The organism is Schaalia meyeri (assembly GCF_900105015.1).
Classification (GTDB): Bacteria; Actinomycetota; Actinomycetes; order Actinomycetales; family Actinomycetaceae; genus Pauljensenia; species Pauljensenia meyeri.
Map to the genome: position 1 here is coordinate 1 of NZ_FNLK01000006.1, position 20,178 is coordinate 20,178.

Consider the following 20,178-nt stretch of genomic DNA (forward strand, 5'->3'; position numbering starts at 1 on the left):
CTAAGGGTTCCAGGGCTAGGTTTATCCGCCCTGGGTTAGTCGGGTCCTAAGGCGAGGCCGACAGGCGTAGTCGATGGATAACCAGTTGATATTCTGGTACCGCGTTGTGACCGCCCGTGTTGAAGTCATTGTGCTAACCGGTCCTGCTTCCTTGTGTGTTTGCTGCGCTTTTGTGGTGTGGTGAGCGCGCGGGTGTGGGTCGGGGTCCCGGTGATGGTAGGCAAGCGTGTTAACAGGGGTGACGCAGGAAGGTAGCTGCAGTGCGCCGATGGTTGTGCGTATTTAAGGTTGTGGCCCGTTCTCTTAGGTAAATCCGAGGGGGCTTGTGGGTGAGAACTGATGAGGGACACACGCGTGTGTGGACTTGTGGTGATCCTATGCTGCCAAGAAAAGCCTCGACGTGAGGGCATAACGCGCCCGTACCCGAAACCGACTCAGGTGGTCAGGTAGAGTATACCGAGGCGTTCGAGTGAATCATGGTTAAGGAACTCGGCAAAATTCCTCCGTAACTTCGGGATAAGGAGGACCCCGTGGTTTCTCCCTGCCGTGCGTGGGGTGGGGGCTGTGGGGTCGCAGAGAATAGGGAGAAGCGACTGTTTATCAAAAACACAGGTGCGTGCGAAGCCGTAAGGCGATGTATACGCACTGACGCCTGCCCGGTGCTGGAAGGTTAAGAGGAACTGTTAACACCCCCCGCGGGGTGTGAAGCGGTGAATTTAAGCCCCAGTAAACGGCGGTGGTAACTATAACCATCCTAAGGTAGCGAAATTCCTTGTCGGGTAAGTTCCGACCTGCACGAATGGCGTAACGACTTCTCCGCTGTCTCGACCGTGAACTCGGTGAAATTGCAGTACGAGTAAAGATGCTCGTTTCGCGCAGAAGGACGGAAAGACCCCGGGACCTTTACTATAGCTTGGTATTGGTGTTCGCTTGGGCTTGTGTAGGATAGGTGGGAGACTGTGAAACCATGGCGCCAGCCGTGGTGGAGTCGTCGTTGAAATACCATTCTGGTTCAAGCGGTCACCTTAACCTTGGCCCGTGATCCGGGTTGGGGACAGTGCCTGGTGGGTAGTTTAACTGGGGCGGTTGCCTCCTAAAAAGTAACGGAGGCGCTCAAAGGTTCCCTCAGCCTGGTTGGTCATCAGGTGGCGAGTGCAAGTGTACAAGGGAGCTTGACTGTGAGACCGACGGGTCGAGCAGGTGCGAAAGCAGGAACTAGTGATCCGGCCATGGCACGTGGGTGCGTGGTCGCTCAACGGATAAAAGGTACCCCGGGGATAACAGGCTGATCTTGCCCAAGAGTCCATATCGACGGCATGGTTTGGCACCTCGATGTCGGCTCGTCGCATCCTGGGGCTGGAGTTGGTCCCAAGGGTTGGGCTGTTCGCCCATTAAAGCGGTACGCGAGCTGGGTTCAGAACGTCGTGAGACAGTTCGGTCCCTATCCTCTGCGCGCGCAGGAAACTTGATGGAGGGCCGTCCCTAGTACGAGAGGACCGGGATGGACGAACCTCTGGTGTGCCAGTTGTACCGCCAGGTGCATGGCTGGTTAGCTACGTTCGGAAGGGATAACCGCTGAAAGCATCTAAGCGGGAAGCCTGCTCTAAGATGAGGTTTCCACGCCCCCCCTGGGGGGTGAGAGGCCCCCGCCAGACTAGCGGGTTGATAGGCCAGAGGTGGAAGCACCGCGAGGTGCTCGCGAGCCGACTGGTACTAATTACGGCCGACACTAAACAAAACCCCACACACCCACCCCCACCTGGAACACCAGAAAAAAAAGGGGGGGCGGGAGCGCGTGTGGGACACACATACGCGAACTGTTCGCAACCACTATGCAAACCACGATCAACCCACCCCCCCACGCACACCCACGCACGCGCGCGAGCGTTGGTGGCGTGCGGGATCGGTAAGGTTGGACACAAAGTTTGTGGTGGTCATAGCACCGGGGAAACGCCCAGCAACATTCCGAACCTGGAAGCTAAGCCCGGTAACGCCAATGGTACTGCGATCGACAGGTCGTGGGAGAGTAGGACACCGCCACAACACAACCACACAAAAACAACACGCCCCCCACCCCCCCTCCCAGCCAGGAGACCAGGGTGGGGGGCACCCGCATACCCACACACACCAACACGCGCACCCAGAGCGCACACAACACAACACAGCGAACCCAGAGCACACACAACACAACACCAGCGGGCGCACAACCACAACACGCACACACGCGCACGCACGCACGCGAACGCGCACGGTAACACAAGGGACACCCTCAACAACGACACCAACCCCCAACACCCACCAACCAAATACGCGCGACAACACTTAAGAAGCTATCCGTTGTGCGTGGACCTGTGTTCTAAGAGATACGTGGTGAGCTTGATCGGAGGTTAGTCCCCCACTAGAGTAGTTGATGTTTCAACGATTACTTGAAAGGGAACATCATGACGTCTGTTGCTATCGTTCTTGGCTCCGTTCGCCCCGGTCGCTGGGGCGAACAGGTTGCAAACTGGGTTCAGGGGAGCGCCCAGGAGGCGGGTTTTGAAGCTACGATCATCGACCTGAGGGACTTCGATCTGCCCGTCTTCGCCGAGGAGATGGCCCCGTCGATAGAGGCGCCGACTCAGCCGGAAGGCGTCCGTTTCCGCCAGGCCCTCGAGGCGCGCGACGCCGTCATCTTCGTGACCCCCGAGTACAACCACTCGATTCCCGGGGGCCTGAAGAACGCCATTGACTACCTGCCTCCGTCAACGTTGAAGGACAAGTCGGTCGGCCTGGTGGGCTACTCGTGGTCTGGAGCGAGCAAGCCCCTTCAGCACTTGCGAGAAATCCTGGGTACTTTTGGCACTGCGATTCGCGACCAACAGGTCGGGTTGAACCTCGGCTCCGACTTCGCAGACGGTGTTCTTAGCCCTGATGATGATGCTCGCGGGCAGGTTCGTCGTCTCCTGGCCTCCCTCGTCTAATAGGGGACTCATATAGCCGCCCGCATCCGCATGGGCCGACGCGGCCCTGGCGTGATGTGGACATGACGCGTGTGGGACAGGCAGTGAGCTGCCGGTCCCACACGCGTTTTCGTGGCGGCGCTAGATCCAGGAGGGAAGCCACATGTGTGCGCGCCAGAAGTCGTAGTCGACGACGTCCCCGCGCCACAGCGGCATAAAGTATGCTGCGCAGCCCAGGACCGCGACTGTGAGGAGCGCGGCGAGAACCCACCCGGTAATCCGAGTGTGGCGGGGGAGGGGTGCCGCGGCGGGAGCCCCGTCCGCGGTGACCCATCCGGCCAGCAACGCGACCATCCAGGCGACCGTAAGCGCGACGAAGGGAGCAAAGGCAACGGTGTAGAAGGTGAAGATCGTCCGATGGGCGTATCCCAGCCACGGCACGTAGAGGGCAATGTAGCCCAGCACGATGACTCCCGTCCGCCAGGATCGGTAGTAGCAGGTCGCCCACAGGAGGAGCAGCAGGGCGCCGATGCCAATCCACCAGAGGAGGGGATTACCGAGCGCGACGACGTCGCTCGCACACTTGCCGGAGGCGCATCCCGTGATTGCGTCGCCGTTAGCCCAGTGGAACGACGTGGCGCGGTACTGGAAGAGCCACGTAAAAGGGTTGGACTGATACTTGTGCGGCGTTTCCAATCCGTTGTGGAACGTCCACATCTCTTTGTGGTACAGCCACAGGTCGGCCAGGGCGCCACCGAAACCGTGGATGCCCGAGCGCCCATGTCCGTGCGCGGCCGGATGTGCGAACCATCCGAACCAGGAGGCGATGTAGGTCAGGACGGCGGTGGGGACCATGAGGATGAACGCCCACCAGATGTCGGCGAGGAGCGCACCGCGCACGGGCGCGGGGTGTCCGGCCCGCCACCGGACGGTAACCTCGCGGATGGCGACGAAAATGCCCAGGGCAGCCAGCGCGTAGATCCCGGACCACTTCACGGAACAGGCGAGGCCTGCGAGGAAGCCGGCGGCCAGCAGCCACGGGCGGTTGCCCGCGTTAGGGCCGATCGCGAAAGGACGCCGGTCGTGCAGCGTGAGGGAGGCGCGCAGAGCCGTCAGGCCCACTCTGGGGCTGCCCAGGCCGTCCCACTCGGATAGCTTGCGCTCCAGCATGGGCTGCACCATCTGTTGGTCTTTCACGACGCACAGGAACGCCCCTAGCACAAACATCGCGAGGAAGCCGTCGAGGATGGAAGTGCGGCTCATGACGATCGCCATGCCGTCGGTGGCCAAGAAGAGTCCAGCGAGCAGGGTCAGCGCGGGCGAACGGAAGAGATTCTGGGCGAGGCGGCACAGCAGGAACACCGTGATGACGCCGCATATCGCCGCGGCGATGCGCCAGCCGACGGGGTTGGCCTGCCCGAAGAGCTTTATGCCCAGGGCGACGAGCCATTTGCCGGTGGGCGGGTGGACCGGATAACCGCCCACCATGGACAGCCCGGAGACGTCGCCGGCCACGAAGGAAGCGTCGTATTCCTTGGGCCAGGTCCCCTCGTATCCAAGGGTGAGGAGTGACCAGGCATCTTTGACGTAGTAGGTTTCGTCGAAGATGAGCGTGCGGACATTATCGAGGCCCGGGAGGCGGATGGCTGCCGCAACCAGCGTCGCGATCGCGGTGGCTACCCATCCGGCGGCGGGCGTTCCGAGTGAATCGGTCCAACTGCGCGCGCTGCTGGTGCGTGCGGCGCTGGCGGTTGGGTCCGCGAAAGTCTGCTCGTGACAGGCGTCGACGGTCTCGGGGCCCGGGTCGGCCTGTGGCGCCTCGCCGGCGGGGGACTGGTGTGCGTTCGCTGTATCCATCATGAGTGAGTGTAGCGGGCAAAATGCCTCCGGCAGCATTGCTCGCAAACCTGATCGGGCACATGGGCGAGGACACAAAGAGAGTGTGTTGAGAATAGTTCTCGCCTGTTGTTATAATTTCGTGTACCCGAAAATACCATTAGGAGTATCAGTGATCCCCTCCACAGCTCGCGGCGCGACCGCCGCAGTCTTCAGCTTGGCTCTTCTTTCGCTGGGCGCATGTGCCCCCTCACCTTCGGCCCACGGCCTCAAGGTCGTCGCCACGACCACTCAGATTTGCGATTACGTGACCCAGATTGCGGCCGCCTCCAGCGACATCTCCCTCGATAAGACGGACGCCTCCGGCGCCAAGAGCCATGTCGGCGCGGACTCCAAGGGCGCCGCCCTCGCGATGAGCCTGACCTGCCTGCTCGCCCCCAACGCTTCCGCGCACGAGCACGAGATGACGCCGGCGCAGGCGGGCGCGCTCGCTGAGGCGGACGTCATGGCGGTCTCCGGTGTTGACCTCGAACACTTCCTGGACGACGCTGTTACCTCTTCCGGCTTCCACGGGCGCATGGTCGTCACCTCCGGCGTCCTGACTGCTTCCGACATTGATGACCCGAGCGCCGGGGACGGCGACCACCCCTATACGATCGACCGAGGCGATGAGCGCGTTGAGGTCGCCCCCTGGCCCTTCCCGCCCGAGGACGGCGAGGAAGAACCCGAGTTCCGCTTCGATCCTCACGTGTGGACGTCGCCCAAGCGTGCGCGCATCCAGGTGAGTAACCTCGGCGCTGGCCTCGCCGCCGCCTCTCCCGAGGCCGCATCGTCGATCAAGAAGGCCACGGCTGCGTACCTGGAGGACCTGGACGCCCTCAGCACATGAGTTGCCAACTCCATCGAGACCGTTCCCTCCTCCCAGCGCGTCCTCTTCACCTCGCACGACGCCTTCGGATACTTCTCCTCTGACTACGGCATCCGATTCGTCGGCGCCGCGCTGAGCGACTTCAACGAACAGCAGGACGCCACGGCCGAGCACATCGCGAACGCCGTGAAGCAGGTTCAGGAATCCGGCGCAGTCGCCATCTTCGCTGAGAACTCCAACAACTCCAAGTCCATCGAGGCGATCGCCCGGGCCGCCGGCGTGAAGCCAGTCATCGGTGATGACGCCCTCTACGGCGACTCGCTGGGACCCGACGGCAGCGAGGGAGCCACCTACGTGGGATCGATCATCCACAACGTGCGCGCTGTGACTGATGCGTGGGGAGGTAATGCCCCGCAGCTGCCAGAACGCCTCCAGGATAAGTGATGACGCATCTCGTCTCCTTCCGTGACGCAACGCTGGGTTATGCGACAACCCCGGCGTTGAGTGGCCTGACCCTCGACGTTGACGAGGGTCAGGCCCTCGCCCTCGTCGGCCCCAACGGCGGCGGAAAAACCACGCTCATGCGTGGCATCGCCGGCGGCTGCACGCTCCTGTCCGGCAGCGTTGAGGTGAATGCGAAACGCATCGGTCTGGTACCCCAGAGCGCCGACCTCGATCTGACCTTCCCCGTCAACGCCTCCGAAGTGGTCACGATGGGGCTCATCGCAGAAGCCGGGTGGGGCAGGCGTATCACCGCCGACATGCGACGCCGAGTCGACGAGGCGCTGGAGCGCGTCAACCTGATAGATCGGGCGTCCCACCGCTTCGGCACCCTCAGCGGCGGCCAGCGCCAGCGCGTCCTGGTCGCGCGCGCCCTCGTTGCCCGGCCGCAGCTGGTCATGATGGATGAGCCCTTCAACGGGCTCGACGCGCCCAGCCGCGACATCATCACCCGCCTCATCACGGAGCTCACCGCGGGCGGCGTCGGCATTGTCGTGTCCACACACGACCTCTCCCTCGCGCGCGACGTATGCTCGGATGCCTGCATCCTCGCCTCGCATCAGATCGCCCTCGGCCCCGTCGCCGATACCCTGGTGCCCTCCCACCTGGCACGCGCCTACGGTTCCGGGGCGGACGAAGCGATAGCGGCACTGTCATGATCGCGCCCTATCTGCTGCGTCCGATCATCATCCTCGGGCTGCTCGCCCTGGCCGTCGGCCCGGCCTCGACCCTGGTCAACCTGCGGCGAGCGGAGTTCGGCGCCGAAACGATGGTGCACGGCGTCTTCCCCGGCATCGTCGTCGGGATGGCCGTCGGTGGCCGCGACGCGATCATCCCCGGCGGCGCGCTGTGCGCGGCATTCGTCGCAGCCGCCCTGACGATCACCTCGCGCCGTCAACATTCCTCAGAGGCGACGACGGCCGTCGTCCTGACCGCCTTCTTCTCCCTGGGAATTGTTATCTCCCTGCGCGTCGGCGATTTGTCTGGACAGCTTGAGGCCCTCATGTTTGGCCGCCTTCTGGACATCACGACCTCACGTATGTGGGTCAGCGCGGTGGTGCTGGTCGTCGCTGGACTCTTCCTCATCGCTATGTGGCGCGCCCAGATCGCGGTCGCCTTCGACCGGGAGGCCGCGCGCGTCGGAGGTGTTCCCACGCTGCTGGTCGATGTCGTCTTCAACGCCGCTCTCGGGGCCATCGTGGTCGCTGCCTCGACGGCCGTCGGAGTCCTGCTGGTCGTCGGCTACCTCATCGTGCCCGGCGCGTTCGGTCGCCTTTTGGCGCCGGGAACACGATCCATGGCCTTGCTCGCGATCGGCTGCGCGCTGGTCGGAGGATGGAGCGGCTTCGCCGTCTCCCTCTTGCGCGCACCCAGGCCGCTGTCTCCGCAGGCGTGCGTCGCCCTCGGTGTGCTCATCTGTTTCGCCCTCGGGTGCGCGGCGCGACAGTTCGGTGCGCGGCGTGATCGACCTGCACGATTGGCGCGCGCCGCGCGTGAAACACAGCGTGAAACGACGACGGTCGCGCAGGTGGGGGGCGCGCAATGATCGCCAGCCTCCTCGTCCTTCCCGCGCTCCATGTGGCGCTGATCGGCGCCCTCGGCGGGCTGGTCGGCGCGTTCGCCTACCTCGATCGGAGAATCTTCTTCGCAGAATCCGTCACGCACGGCACGTTCCCCGGAGCGGTGCTGGGCGTCGTCATCGCGGCGGCGGTCGGGCTGGGACACTCGGGCAGGTCCACCGCCCTGTACATCGGCGCGTTCCTCGGAACGATCCCGCTGGTCGCGCTCATGCGCGCCCTGGCCAAGATCCCCGGCATTTCCTCCCAGGGGGCGGCGGGCATCGTCCTCACCGCCGGATTCGCAGCGGGCTACTTCCTGGCAACCTGGTTCAAACCCCTGCCCCTCGCCGTCAACTCCTTCCTGACCGGCTCCGTCATTACCGTCTCACCCGCGGACGTCGTATGGGCGGCGGCCATCCTGGTGCTCACGACGGTGACCGTCAGCGTGGGACACAGGCACCTGCTGGCCCACTGCTTCGATCCTTCGGCGCCAGCCGCTGCTTCTCATACCGCGCGCAACGAACACATCATCCTGACGATCATCCTCGCCGCAGTCACGGTCGCGATCCCCGCCGTCGGAACGGTTTTATCCATCGCGCTCGTAGCGGCCCCCGCCGCCTCCTTGGCCCCCATCGTCTCCAGCTCGCGGGCTTTCCTCATCGGCAGCCCGCTGCTCGGCGCCTTCCTGGGACTCGCGGGACTGGCAATCGCCGTCCCCGCGCGCCTGAGCGCCGGAGGGACGATCGCGCTCCTTTGCGCGGTGAGCGTCTTCGTCTCACGAGTTCCGGCGTGGATCGCCCGCGTCCCTCGCGCTCGTCGTGCGCGCAGACGCTGGGCGTGAGGCGGTGCCAATGGGTGACACCACCGACGCGCCCCCTGCCCCCGGGCCTGCGGGCGTGTCCCCCGTGACGCCCTCGCCGGGGCGCTACCGCCAGGAGCGCGGATCGATCCTGCTGGCAGCCACGCCGATAGGGGATGCGCGCGACGCGTCGGCGCGCCTGGTGTCCGCGCTCGAAGGCGCCGACATCGTTGCTGCGGAGGATACCCGTCGTGCCTTCGCGCTGGCCGCGCGCCTGGGGATCCGGATCGGTGGGCGCGCGATCGCCCTGCACGACCACAACGAGGCAGAGAAAGCCGCGGGAATAGTCGATGCGGCGAGAGGAGGGGCGCGCGTCGTCTACGTCTCTGACGCTGGCATGCCGACCGTGTCGGACCCCGGATTCCGTCTCGCCCGCGCCGCCATTGACGCAGGCGTACCCCTGTCCGCTTTGCCCGGCCCCTCCGCGCCGCTCGTGGCGCTCGCACTGTCGGGGCTGCCCTCGGATCGTTTCGCGTTCGAGGGGTTCTTGCCCCGCAAGGATGGTGAAGCGCGGCGTTACCTGCAGGAATTGGCCACCGATCCGCACACGCTGATCTTCTTCGAGTCGCCCCGGCGGGCCGCCTCAACGCTGGCGCGAATGGCCGACGTGTTCGGTGGTGATCGATGTGCCGCAATGTGCCGCGAGCTCACCAAGGAACACGAGGAGGTGCGTCGCGGAACGCTCGCGACCCTGGCCGCCAGCGACGGTGAGATCCTCGGCGAGGTCACCATCGTCGTGGCCGGGTATGAGAAATCGACCCGCGCCCAGGACCACGTTGGTGCGGTCCTCGCGCTGGCGGCCGAGGGCATGCGCCTCAAGGACGCCGCGGCCGAGGTGGCTGCGGCTACCGGCGCGCGCAAGAACGACCTCTACAAGGCGGCCCTCGCCGCGCGGTAGAGGCGCGGCGGCGCGAGGCTGGGGCTGGAGCGCAACGTGCGCTGGAACCCCGTGGGGGATGCCGAAGGGCATAATCTCGCTGCGCGCGTGGATAGGAAACGATGAACTGGATAGGTTATCGCGTTCTGGATAGGTTAATAACCTATCCAAATGCCCTGTTTCCTATCCAGAACAGCACAACCTATCCAGAAGCGTTCAGCGTCGTCGGCGATGCTCACGACACCGCGGCCTGCGCGCATCGACAGGTAACAGGGTCGTGCAACGTGCGCCGCCCGCGCCGGGCCAGGGGAGCCTCAGGCGAGGACGACTCCCTCCGCGCGCATCTTCTCGCGGGCGGCCACACCCAGCTCCTCGGTCACGGGAGCCGTCAGGTCGCGCAGGACACGCGTGGCAAAGCCCGCGTGCGCCGCGTCGATCGCCGTGCACGCCACGCAGTGAGACTCTGCCAGGCCCACGACATCCACCTCGGTGATTCCGGCGGCGGTCAGCGCCTGCTCCAGCGTCGAACCGTCCTGGCAGGTGCCCTCGAAGCCCGAGTAAGCGGCCTGGTACTGCCCCTTCTTGACGGTCACGTCCGCGCCCACCCGCGCCAGCGCCGGGTGCAGCTCGGCCTGGGCCGTGCCCGCCACGCCGTGCGGGGGCCAGGTGTCCACGAAGTCGGGGGTGTCGGAAAAATGCGCGCCCGGGTCGATGTGCCAATCCTGCGTGGTCGCGATGAGCGCGTAGTCGCCTCGGTGGTCGTCCACGAAGCGGGCCACGGCCTGGGCGACGGCGTTGCCGCCCTCAACGGGCAGAGCACCCCCCTCGCAGAAGGTGGGCTGGACATCGACGATAATGAGCGCGCGGGGCATGCATCCTCCCGGATAATTCGGCATTTTCCCCAGGATATCACTTCGGTCACACCCCGATAAGGGCGGATCGAATCCCGGTGGGATCGGACGGTTCCCCGTTTGTGGCAGGCAGGCAGTATTGTTAGTGGCTATGAGTCGTATTCTGTCCGCCGTCGCATGGCCCTACGCCAACGGCCCCCGTCATATTGGCCACGTCGCGGGGTTCGGTGTCCCCTCCGATGTTTTCTCCCGGTACATGCGCATGGCCGGGCACGACGTTCTCATGGTGTCCGGCACGGACGAGCACGGCACGCCCATCCTGGTGGCCGCGGACGGCGCGGGAGTCAGCGCTCGCGAGCTGGCAGACCGCAACAACCGGCTCATCGTCGAGGACCTGGTGGCCCTGGGTCTCTCCTACGACCTTTTCACCCGCACGACGGCCGGCAACCACTACCGCGTTGTCCAGGACATGTTCGTGACCGTGCGCGACAACGGCTACATGATCGAACAGGTCACGCGCGCCGCCATCTCGCCGTCGACCGGCCGCACCCTGCCCGACCGCTACATCGAGGGCACCTGCCCGATCTGCTCCGCCGAGGGTGCGCGAGGCGACCAGTGCGACAACTGCGGCAACCAGATGGATCCCACCGAACTCATTGACCCGCATTCGCGCATTAACGGCGAAACCCCGCAGTTCGTGGAGTCCACCCACTACTTCCTGGATCTGCCCGCCCTGGCGGGGGCCCTCTCGCAGTGGCTGGACCAGCGCGAGCGCTCGGGCACGTGGCGCCCCAACGTCATCAAGTTCTCCCAGAACTTCCTGAGCGACATCCGCCCGCGCGCCATGACGCGCGACATCGACTGGGGTATCCCGGTTCCCGGCTGGGAGGACCAGCCCACCAAGCGCCTGTACGTGTGGTTCGACGCCGTCATCGGATACCTCAGCGCCTCCATCGAGTGGGCGAGGCGCACCGGCGACCCCGAGGCATGGCGGGCCTGGTGGAACGACCCGGAGGCGCTGTCCTACTATTTCATGGGCAAGGACAACATCGTCTTCCACTCCCAGATCTGGCCCGCCGAGCTGCTCGGATACAACGGGCAGGGTGCGAAGGGCGGGCAGGCCGGGGACCTGGGCGTCCTCAACCTGCCCACCGAGGTGGTCTCCTCCGAGTTCCTCACCATGGAGGGCAAGAAGTTCTCTTCCTCCCACGGCATCGTCATCTACGTGCGCGACTTCCTGGAGCGCTACCAGGCCGACGCCCTGCGCTACTTCATCAGCGCGGCGGGCCCGGAGGCTTCGGACGCAGACTTCACGTGGGCGGAGTTCGTGCGCCGAACGAACGGCGAACTGGTTGCCGGATGGGGCAACCTGGTCAACCGAACGGCCTCCATGATCGCCAAGAAGTTCGCACAGATCCCCGCCCCGGGCGAACTGGAGGACATTGACCGCGCCCTGCTGGATGCCGTTGACGCCGGATTCGCCACGGTCGGCGACCTGATCCGCCGCCACCGCCAGAAGGCCGCCCTGTCCGAGGCGATGCGCCTGGTTGGCGAGGCCAACAAGTATGTGACCGACACGGAGCCCTTCAAGCTCAAGGCGCCCGAGCAGCGCGAACGCCTGGCCACCGTCCTGTGGACCCTGGCTCAGGCGGTCGCCGACCTCAACCTCATGCTCTCACCGTTCCTGCCCCACGCCGCTAACGACGTGGACCGCGTCATGGGAGGCGAGGGGCGGATCGCGCCCATGCCTCGCATCGAGGAGGTGGAGGAGCTGGACCCCCAGGTGTTGCCCGCCGACTTTACGGGCCGGTCCACGTACCCGATCATCACGGGAGACTACGCGAGCGTCCCCACCTGGGGGCGCCATCCGATCACCGTGGGCACCCCGATCGCCAAGCCCACGCCCGTCTTTGTCAAACTGGACGAGGCCATCGTCGAGGAGGAGCTGGCGCGCTATGCGAACGCGCGCCCCGACGACGTCACGGGCGCGTAAAGACGCCACCCCTCCTGTCGAGGCAGGGGGCGGGCTGTTCGCGGGGTGGGACTGGCCGGTCCCGCCCCGCGCGCATGTGGCAGAGGGTGTTAGGTTGAATGCATGGTCGAAGATTTTCTCGCGTCCGCCCTCGAAGCCGAGGCTGCATCACGCGCCCGCCAGGATCCCGACTACCCGCTCTTTCACGTCGCCCCACCTGTGGGGCGCCTCAACGACCCCAACGGGCTCATCGAGGTGGGTGGTACGTACCACGCGTTCTTCCAATACACCCCCCAGCACCCGCGCAAGCTCGTCTATTGGGGGCACGCCACCTCCACGGACCTGACCCGCTGGGACTACCACGATCCAGCGATCCTGCCCGATGAACGCCAGGACCGCAACGGAGCCTACTCCGGCACCGCGATCGACGTCGGCGACCACGTGGAACTGTGGTACACGGGCAACTACAAGGACGCGCAGACGGGGGAGCGTGAGGCGAGTCAGTGCGTCGTCACGACCCGCGACATGGTCCACTTCGACAAGCAGGTGCCCCCGATCATTGAGCGTCAGCCGCCGGGCTACACCGCGCACTTCCGTGACCCGCAGGTGTGGCGCGACTGTGATGGTTCCTACCGGATGCTGCTGGGGGTCCAGCGCGAGAACCTTACGGGCGCGGCCCTGCTCTATCGTTCGACGGACCTGCGCTCGTGGGAGTGCGAGGGGGAGATGAGCTTCCCCGATGCCTGCGGGGCCTTCGAGAGCTTCGGATACATGTGGGAGTGCCCGAACCTCGTGCGCCTCACGGACGAGCAGACCGGGCTGGCTCGCGACGTCCTCATCTTCTGCCCCCAGGGCATCGCCCCGGAGCGTGAGGGCTTCGAGAACGTCTTTCCGTGCGTCGCCGTCGTCGGCGAGCTGGTCGGCACCGAGTTTCGCCGGGCGGACGGTTCCTTCGAGGAAATCGATAGGGGGACGGAGTTCTACGCGCCCCAGATCATGGCACGCTCTTTATCGTCGGCCACCGGTGAGCCGACCATCCTCCTCGGGTGGGCGGGAAACGCGGGCGAGGACGAGCAGCCGTCGATCGCGTCGGGCGGGTGGGTGCACTGCCTCACCGCGCCGCGCGCCCTCGGCCTGCGCGGCGGTCGGCTGATCGCTCGGCCTCACCTTCCCGGCCTGCCGCTGGCCCCCGCGCAGCTAAGCGGAGCGGTGGGGGCCGAGGCCGGGGCGGCCATCGCGCAGCTGGCGGATTCTCGTTCGTGGCGCCTGGCCTTCGATGCGTCCTACGGGGGTGCGCCTTTATCGGTGCGCATCGGCGCAGGCTCGGGGCTGGAGATCACCCTGGAGGAGGAACGCCTGGTCGTGGACCTGACGGGCACGCGTTACCCCCACGGCGGGCGCCGAGTCGTCTCCCTTGCCCCGGGCGAGGCGTCCCGCGTCGAGATCCTCCACGACCGCTCAATCACCGAGGTCTACCTGGGCGATGGTTCCCGCGTCTTCACGACGCGCAGCTTCCTGCGTGGAGCGGGGGCCGGAGTGACGCTCGCCGGCGGAGCTTTAGTGACGAACCTGCGCGCCGCGCGCGCCGACTGACGCGGGGCGAGGACGGGGGCGCTTCGGCGGCCATCGCTTCGCCCGTGTGGGCCGACTCTCACCCTCTGACCTGAGAATACGTCCGAAAGGCCTTGCGCCTGCGAGCTTGCAGGCCCTAATATGTCAATCGATTGCTACACACAGCCCAGCGCGCTGCGTGACGATGACGTCGCGCGTGGAATCATGAGAAAGGAACGTGGTCGGCAATGGATCACGCCAAGGTGGCAGGAGAGGTCGTCGACGCCGTCGGCGGTGCCTCGAACATCAGTGCGGCAGCGCACTGCGCAACGCGGCTTCGCCTGGTGATTGCGGACGAGTCCACGATCAACCAGCAGGCCCTCGACGACAACGAAGACCTGAAGGGGACGTTCGCCGCCGGCGGCATGTTCCAGATCATCGTCGGACCCGGCGACGTCGACCAGGTGTACGCCCACATGGTCTCGGACCACGGCGTGCGCGAGGTATCCAAGGACGAGGCGAAGGAAGAAGCCGAGTCGGGCGGCAATCTCTTTTCTCGCTTCATCAAGATGATCGCCGACATCTTCGTTCCCATCCTCCCGGCCCTGATCGCCGGCGGTCTCCTCATGGCCCTCCACTCGATCCTGACGGCCGAGGGCCTGTTCGCGGAGCAGCCCGTCGTCAAGATGTACCCGTGGCTGGAAGACTACGACTCGCTCATCAACCTGGTGTCCTCCGCGGCCTTCGCCTCCCTGCCGGTCCTCGTCGGCTTCTCCGCCGCCAAGCGCTTCGGCGGCAACACCTACCTGGGTGCCGCCATGGGTGCCGCCATGGTCTCCCCGTCGCTGCTGTCCGCATACTCCGTGGCGAAACCCGAGGTGGCGGCCGGCTTCTGGGCATACACGGACCAGTCCTCCGTGTGGACCCTCTTTGGCCTTGAGGTCACTAAGGTCGGCTACCAGGCGATGGTCATCCCCACCCTGGTCGTCACCTGGATCATGTGCCTCATTGAAAAGAGCCTGCACAAGGTCCTCAAGGGAACCGCGGACTTCCTGCTCACCCCGCTCATCACGCTGCTCGTCACCGGCTTCCTCGCATTCGTGGTCGTCGGGCCCTTCACCCGCGAGGTTTCCAACCACTTAACCGACGGCGTCAACTGGCTCTACACCTCGCTCGGCCTCTTCGGCGGCCTGATCTTCGGCTTCTTCTACAGCGCCATCGTGGTCACCGGCCTGCACCAGTCCTTCCCCGCCATCGAGATCCCGCTGCTGCCCGTCAACGGCGGCGTCGGCGACTTCATCTTCCCGGTCGCCTCCATGGCGAACGTCGCTCAGGGCGCGGCCGCCCTGGCCGTCTTCTTCAAGACCCGCGACGGCAAGCTCAAGGGCCTGGCTGGTGCCGGCGGCGTCTCCGCCGTCTTCGGCATCACCGAGCCGGCGATCTTCGGCGTCAACCTGCGCCTGCGATGGCCCTTCTTCATCGCGATGGGCGCCTCGGCCATCGGCTCGGTGGGCGTCGCCCTGCTGAACGTGCGCGGACAGGCCCTCGGCGCCGCGGGCTTCGTCGGTTTCGTCTCGATCGTCCCCAAGTCAATCCCCGCCTACGTCGCGCTTGAGGTCCTGGTCTTCGCCCTCTCCTTCGGGGTGACCTTCGCCTACGCCGTGACGCGTGGCAAGGCCGACATGGCCGGGCGCGCGGCGGCCGCTCCCGCGAAGGCTCCCGCAGTTGCCGCCGCCCCCGCCTCGTCCGCTTCGACCGCGTCCGCCCCCGCCACTGCCCCTTCCTTCAGCGACGAGGCCGTCGCCGACCTGTCCGTTGGATCGCCCCTGGCGGGCGCCGTGGTCCCGCTCGAACAGGTCAAGGACGAATCCTTCGCCAAGGGAATGCTGGGCCCCGGCATCGGCATCGACCCCGCCGACGGCGTGGTTGTCGCCCCCTTCGACGGGACCGTGACCGTCGCGTTCCCCACTGGACACGCCTACGGCCTGAAGTCCGCCTCCGGTGTGCAGGTCCTCATCCACGTCGGCATGGACACCGTCAAGCTGGACGGCAAGGGCTTCACGCCCCGCGTGGCCAAGGGCGATGTCGTGCGTCGCGGTGACGTGCTCGCCGAGGTCGACCTTGATGTCATTCGGGCGGCCGGCTACGAGACCATCACCCCGGTGGTGGTGACGAACAAGAAGAAGTTCGCGGCCGTAGCCCCCGTCGCGAGCGGCCAGATCCGGCGCGGCGACGCGCTGCTCCAGGTGAGCCCCAAGGAAGCCTGAGACTCGGGCGACCCAGCGGGTGGGCGGCACCGGCGCAATGCCGGTGCCGCCCACCCGTCAAACCGGCTCAGAGCGTCAGCGACCGTCCCCGCAGCAGCGTTCCCGGGAACTCCACGGTGCGAGCGCGCCCCGCCCCGTCCTGGTCGATGGGGGAGCGTGGCTCGGTGCCCTCGATCTGCCCGAGCAGGATCGCGACCGCCGCCCGTGCGATCTGCTCAATGGGCTGGCGAATCGTCGCCAGGTGCGGCAGAGCGCGGCGCATCGTCTCCGTCCCGTCGAAGCCGATGACGGACAGGTCGCCGGGCACCGACAGATCGCGCATGCGTGCCCACTCCAGCACCTCGGCACCCGCCAGGTCATCCGTGGCGAAAACGCCGTCGATGGCTTCGTCGCCGTGAGCGGCATCCAGGGCGTCGCGCACCATCGCGAAGCGCTGCGGCGCGGGGGTGTCGAAGGGGACGGTCACTACCCGAGCGTGCAGCCCCGCGCGCTCGACCTCGGCGCGGTAGCCAGCCTCGCGCAGGTTACGAGGCCCCGAGCGGGACGTGAGCAGCAGCGGATGACGTGAACCCGCCTCGAGAAGCGCGCGCGTGGCCATCGCGCCTGCGTTCTCGTTCGCGCAGCGCACGTTCGGGATCGACGGGCTCAGCTCGCGATCGATCGTCACCAGCGGCATGCGGATCGTGTCGTACTCGCCGAGACCCTCGTTGTGCGCGCCCGAGATGATGCCGTCCACGCGGTTGCCCACCAGGAGGGACAGGTATTCGCGTTCGCGATCCGCCCGCCCCAACGAATTGCAGATGAGGATGCGATATCCCGCCTCGGCCAGCGCGTTCTCGACCTCGACGGCGAGTTCCCCGAAGAACGGCAGCGACACCGTGGGCACGATGAGCCCGACCGTTTGGGTCCGCATCCCGTGCAGCGCCCGAGCCAGTGAGTTCGGGCGGTACCCCAGCGCTTCGATCGCGTCTTTGACGCGCTTCTTCGTCTTTTCCGACAGGTACCCCCGGTTGTTTAACACCCGCGAGACGGTCGTCAGGCTCACTCCGGCCAGCTCAGCGACATCGGCCAGCGTGGGTTCGCGGGAACTCATGCGCGCTTTCCTTTCGTTGGTACCGCTCCATTGTAGTCGGCGCGCGGGCGACGAGCCGGGCGTCACGGTGACGAGGCCGTGGGCCGCCGCGCGCAGCCTCTTTTTGTCCCGGGTGGCCAGGGCGTCGCGCGATGGTTTTTCGGCATGTATCAGGGTGATGTATTCCATGTGGGGCGTGCGTGATATCGGGTTTCAAACGCGCGCCCGACCCCATACGATGGGGCTTACGGGCACCTGTGTCCCACGATGGGCATACCCGCGTTTGAAAGGAACGACCTTGATTTCTCGCACTGTTGCTATTGGTTCCTCCGTTGGCCTCCACGCACGTCCCGCAGCCGTCCTCGCCGAAGCCGTTGATGATTCCGGCGTCGAGGTGACCATCGAGTTTGACGGTGAGGAGGCCGACGCTGCTTCGCTCCTCGAGATCATGACGCTGGGCGCCAAGCACGGCGACGTCGTCACCCTGTCCACCGAGGACGATTCCGCGGGGGAGGTTCTCGATTCCCTCGTGACGCTGCTGTCCCGCGACCTCGATCAGGAGTGAGCCGATGACGACACACGACGTCCTGCACGGGATCGGCGTCTCCGCTGGGACCGCTGCTGCTCCCGCCGCGATCGTTCAGCCCGCGCCCGGTGTCGACACGTCCGAGCCGGGTAGCGTTGACGCCGCCGCCGACGGTGGCCGCGTCAGAGAGGCGCTCGCGGCCGTTTCCGCTCGTCTGAGCGAACGCGTCGAGAGGGCGCCGGAAGAGACGAAGGCCGTCCTGAAGGCGACCGCCCAGCTCGCGGGCGACCGCGGCTTGGCGAAGGCCATCGACAAGAAGCTGAAGAAGGGCCTGGGGCTGACCCAGTCGGTTCAAGATGCCGTTGAGGACTACGCGCAGATGCTGCGTGGTCTCGGCGGCTACATGGCGGAGCGCGCGACCGACCTGTACGACGTGCGCGACCGCGTGATTTGTGAGCTGCGCGGCCTGCCCGAGCCCGGCGTCCCCGCGTTCGACGGCCCCGTCGTCCTGGTGGCCCGCGATCTGGCGCCCGCTGAGACCGCGACGCTGGACCCGCGCACCGTCCTGGGGATCATCACCGAGGTCGGCGGGCCGACGTCGCACACGGCGATCTTGGCCGCCCAGCTGGGTATTCCCGCGATCGTGAAGGCTGTGGGCATCCTGGACGTTGCGGAAGGGACGATGCTGGCTATCGACGGTGGCGTCGGCGAGGTGATCGTCGCCCCCACCGACGAGGAGGTTGATCTGCTCAAGGAACGCTCGCGTCGCCGCGCGCTGGCCCTGGCAGGTTCGACCGGCGAAGGGGCCACTTACGATGGCTACCGCGTGAAGCTCCTGGCCAATATCGGCACGGTCGATGACGCCCTTAAAGCCTCGAAGTTCGACCTGGAGGGTTCCGGGCTGTTCCGCACGGAGTTCCTGTTCCTGGAGCGAGCGCAGGCCCCGTCCCTGGAGGAACAGACCGAGACGTACACGAAGGTCCTCCAGTCCTTTGGGTCGCGCCGCGTCGTCGTGCGCACCCTGGATGCCGGTGCGGACAAGCCGCTGAGCTTCGCGGATCTTGGGGGCGAGGAGAACCCCGCCCTGGGGCGGCGTGGCCTGCGCCTGTGCCAGGTGCGTGAGGATCTCATCGACACACAGCTGCAGGCGCTCGCTGCCGCCCACCGGGCCACGGGTGCGGACCTGTGGGTCATGGCTCCCATGGTTGCCACGGCCGACGAGGCGACGTGGTTCACGGACAAGGCGCGCGCCCTGGGCCTGCCCAAGGTCGGCATCATGATCGAGGTGCCCGCTGCGGCGCTGCGCGCCGAGCAGCTCCTGTCGATCGTCGACTTCGCATCCATCGGCACGAACGACCTGACGCAGTACACAATGGCGGCGGACCGCTTGGACGGCAACCTGGCGTCCCTCCTGGATCCCTGGCAGCCCGCGGTCCTCGAGATGATCCGCCACGCATGCAACGGCGGGCGCGCGACGGGCAAACCCATCGGCGTGTGCGGCGAGGCCGGCGGCGATCCCCTGCTGGCCCTGGTTCTCACCGGCCTGGGGGTGGCCTCCCTGTCGATGGCCCCGACGAAGGTCAACGCCGTTCGTGCGGCCCTGCGTATGCACGACCTGGCGACCTGCCAGCAGATGGCGGCCTTCGCGGTGGATGCGCCCAACGCGCAGGAGGGCCGAGAAAACGTCGTGAAGCTGGTGGCTCCGGCGATGCTGGATCTGCTCTGATCAGGCGGCGCTGAGCCAAACGGCGGGGGCGGGAACCAACAGGTTCCCGCCCCCGCCGCGCTGGGATTGAGGTGCGGATTCCTCAGCCCTCGCGGTTCGCGTTCGTTCCGCCCGCCGTGCCGTTCGCGCGCTTCTTCGAGTGACCCGAGAAGAGCGCAGTGAGGATCAGGACGATTCCCAGGGCGGCAATCGCGCCGATCCCGAGGAGCGGCAGGTTGAAGGACGGTATAAAGGCCTCGGCGATGAGGAAGAGGCCAACCATGCAGACCAGGCAGGCCCACACGAAAGTGCCGACTCTCACGCCTCTGCTGGGGGCCTCGGGCAGCGTTCGCATGTCGATCGGGCCGCGCTGTGCGCTCCACGTCGGCTCTCCATTGCCACCCGCAGGACCCTGACCGCCGAGGCCCGCTCCTGCATCGCGGGGTGGCGGCGTCGATTCGCCCGTGGAGGCGGGGTCAAACGCCGTGCGCGTGGAACCTAGGGGAGTGGAATTGGGAGCCGCCTGCGTTGGCGAGCCCGCCTCACCCTGCCTGCCCGCCGCGCCCGAAGCGTCAGCGTCTGTCCGAAAGGGATCTGAGGGCATCTGGGTGGTCGGGGCTTCGCGGAATATCGCCAGCGGATCCGAGGACAGGCCAGGATCCGAGGTAGGCATCTCCCGCGTCGCATCCTGCGAGGCTCCCACGCTCGGCGCGGGGGCAGCGGGAGACGTGGCCGCCTTCGATTCGGGGAGCTGAGTGGTCGCGTCGTCGTTAGAGGTAGTCATGTTCGTAC

The 20,178-nt window shown here is 66.3% G+C and carries 14 protein-coding genes, 2 rRNA genes and 1 pseudogene; 13 read left to right on the forward strand and 4 right to left on the reverse strand.

Annotation, left to right across the window (positions count from 1 at the left end; genetic code table 11):
- From BLT68_RS02870 to BLT68_RS02880, 3 genes are all read left to right on the forward strand, one after another.
- Positions 1–1,738 (forward strand): 23S ribosomal RNA (locus BLT68_RS02870); the annotation flags it as partial.
- Between the two features lie 188 nt (positions 1,739–1,926).
- Positions 1,927–2,043 (forward strand): 5S ribosomal RNA (rrf, locus tag BLT68_RS02875).
- A gap of 398 nt (positions 2,044–2,441) precedes the next feature.
- Positions 2,442–2,963, forward strand: coding sequence for an NADPH-dependent FMN reductase (locus BLT68_RS02880; protein ID WP_074632723.1), 522 nt, complete (start codon positions 2,442–2,444; stop codon positions 2,961–2,963).
- A 120-nt stretch (positions 2,964–3,083) separates the two neighbouring features.
- Here the strand turns inward: BLT68_RS02880 and BLT68_RS02885 are convergent, their stop codons facing one another.
- Entirely contained in the window at positions 3,084–4,802 is a 1,719-nt protein-coding gene (locus BLT68_RS02885; protein WP_232618759.1) for a dolichyl-phosphate-mannose--protein mannosyltransferase, read from the reverse strand.
- 148 nt (positions 4,803–4,950) lie between these two features.
- Between BLT68_RS02885 and BLT68_RS02890 the strand changes: the two are divergent.
- The 5 genes and pseudogenes from BLT68_RS02890 (at position 4,951) to rsmI (ending at position 9,463) form a co-directional block, all read left to right on the forward strand.
- Positions 4,951–6,090 (forward strand): annotated as a pseudogene (locus BLT68_RS02890) (metal ABC transporter substrate-binding protein).
- On the forward strand, positions 6,090–6,806 hold the full coding sequence (locus tag BLT68_RS02895; protein WP_050695191.1) for a metal ABC transporter ATP-binding protein: 717 nt from the start codon (positions 6,090–6,092) through the stop codon (positions 6,804–6,806). Before BLT68_RS02890 ends, BLT68_RS02895 begins: the two are co-directional and overlap by 1 nt.
- Entirely contained in the window at positions 6,803–7,693 is an 891-nt protein-coding gene (locus BLT68_RS02900) for a metal ABC transporter permease (RefSeq protein ID WP_074632726.1), read from the forward strand. The genes BLT68_RS02895 and BLT68_RS02900 overlap by 4 nt, the downstream gene beginning before the upstream one ends.
- The gene (locus BLT68_RS02905) at positions 7,690–8,547 is read left to right on the forward strand and encodes a metal ABC transporter permease (protein WP_050695189.1); all 858 of its coding nucleotides are present in this window, start codon (positions 7,690–7,692) and stop codon (positions 8,545–8,547) included. The genes BLT68_RS02900 and BLT68_RS02905 overlap by 4 nt, the downstream gene beginning before the upstream one ends.
- A gap of 10 nt (positions 8,548–8,557) precedes the next feature.
- Positions 8,558–9,463 carry a 16S rRNA (cytidine(1402)-2'-O)-methyltransferase gene (gene rsmI, locus BLT68_RS02910; protein WP_082175889.1) on the forward strand — a complete coding sequence of 302 codons (906 nt, stop codon included), beginning with the start codon at positions 8,558–8,560 and terminating at the stop codon, positions 9,461–9,463.
- A gap of 293 nt (positions 9,464–9,756) precedes the next feature.
- Here rsmI and BLT68_RS02915 read toward each other — a convergent pair whose 3' ends face one another.
- The gene (locus BLT68_RS02915; RefSeq protein WP_074632728.1) at positions 9,757–10,314 is read right to left on the reverse strand and encodes an isochorismatase family protein; all 558 of its coding nucleotides are present in this window, start codon (positions 10,312–10,314) and stop codon (positions 9,757–9,759) included.
- A 130-nt stretch (positions 10,315–10,444) separates the two neighbouring features.
- Between BLT68_RS02915 and metG the strand changes: the two genes are divergently transcribed.
- The 3 genes from metG (at position 10,445) to BLT68_RS02930 (ending at position 16,083) form a co-directional block, all read left to right on the forward strand.
- Positions 10,445–12,286, forward strand: coding sequence for a methionine--tRNA ligase (gene metG / locus BLT68_RS02920; protein WP_074632729.1), 1,842 nt, complete (start codon positions 10,445–10,447; stop codon positions 12,284–12,286).
- A 102-nt stretch (positions 12,287–12,388) separates the two neighbouring features.
- On the forward strand, positions 12,389–13,858 hold the full coding sequence (locus tag BLT68_RS02925; RefSeq protein ID WP_074632731.1) for a glycoside hydrolase family 32 protein: 1,470 nt from the start codon (positions 12,389–12,391) through the stop codon (positions 13,856–13,858).
- 206 nt (positions 13,859–14,064) lie between these two features.
- The gene (locus tag BLT68_RS02930; RefSeq protein ID WP_074632732.1) at positions 14,065–16,083 is read left to right on the forward strand and encodes a sucrose-specific PTS transporter subunit IIBC; all 2,019 of its coding nucleotides are present in this window, start codon (positions 14,065–14,067) and stop codon (positions 16,081–16,083) included.
- 67 nt (positions 16,084–16,150) lie between these two features.
- Here the strand turns inward: BLT68_RS02930 and BLT68_RS02935 are convergent, their stop codons facing one another.
- Positions 16,151–17,176, reverse strand: a complete 1,026-nt coding sequence (locus BLT68_RS02935; protein WP_050695833.1) for a LacI family DNA-binding transcriptional regulator — start codon at positions 17,174–17,176, stop codon at positions 16,151–16,153.
- Between the two features lie 277 nt (positions 17,177–17,453).
- Between BLT68_RS02935 and BLT68_RS02940 the strand changes: the two genes are divergently transcribed.
- Both BLT68_RS02940 and ptsP read left to right on the forward strand, forming a co-directional pair.
- Positions 17,454–17,720, forward strand: a complete 267-nt coding sequence (locus BLT68_RS02940; protein WP_050695184.1) for an HPr family phosphocarrier protein — start codon at positions 17,454–17,456, stop codon at positions 17,718–17,720.
- A 4-nt stretch (positions 17,721–17,724) separates the two neighbouring features.
- Positions 17,725–19,407, forward strand: a complete 1,683-nt coding sequence (gene ptsP, locus BLT68_RS02945; protein WP_074632734.1) for a phosphoenolpyruvate--protein phosphotransferase — start codon at positions 17,725–17,727, stop codon at positions 19,405–19,407.
- 82 nt (positions 19,408–19,489) lie between these two features.
- Here the strand turns inward: ptsP and BLT68_RS02950 are convergent, their stop codons facing one another.
- Entirely contained in the window at positions 19,490–20,170 is a 681-nt protein-coding gene (locus BLT68_RS02950) for an NfeD family protein (RefSeq protein WP_074632735.1), read from the reverse strand.
- Between the last annotated feature and the right edge of the window lie 8 nt (positions 20,171–20,178).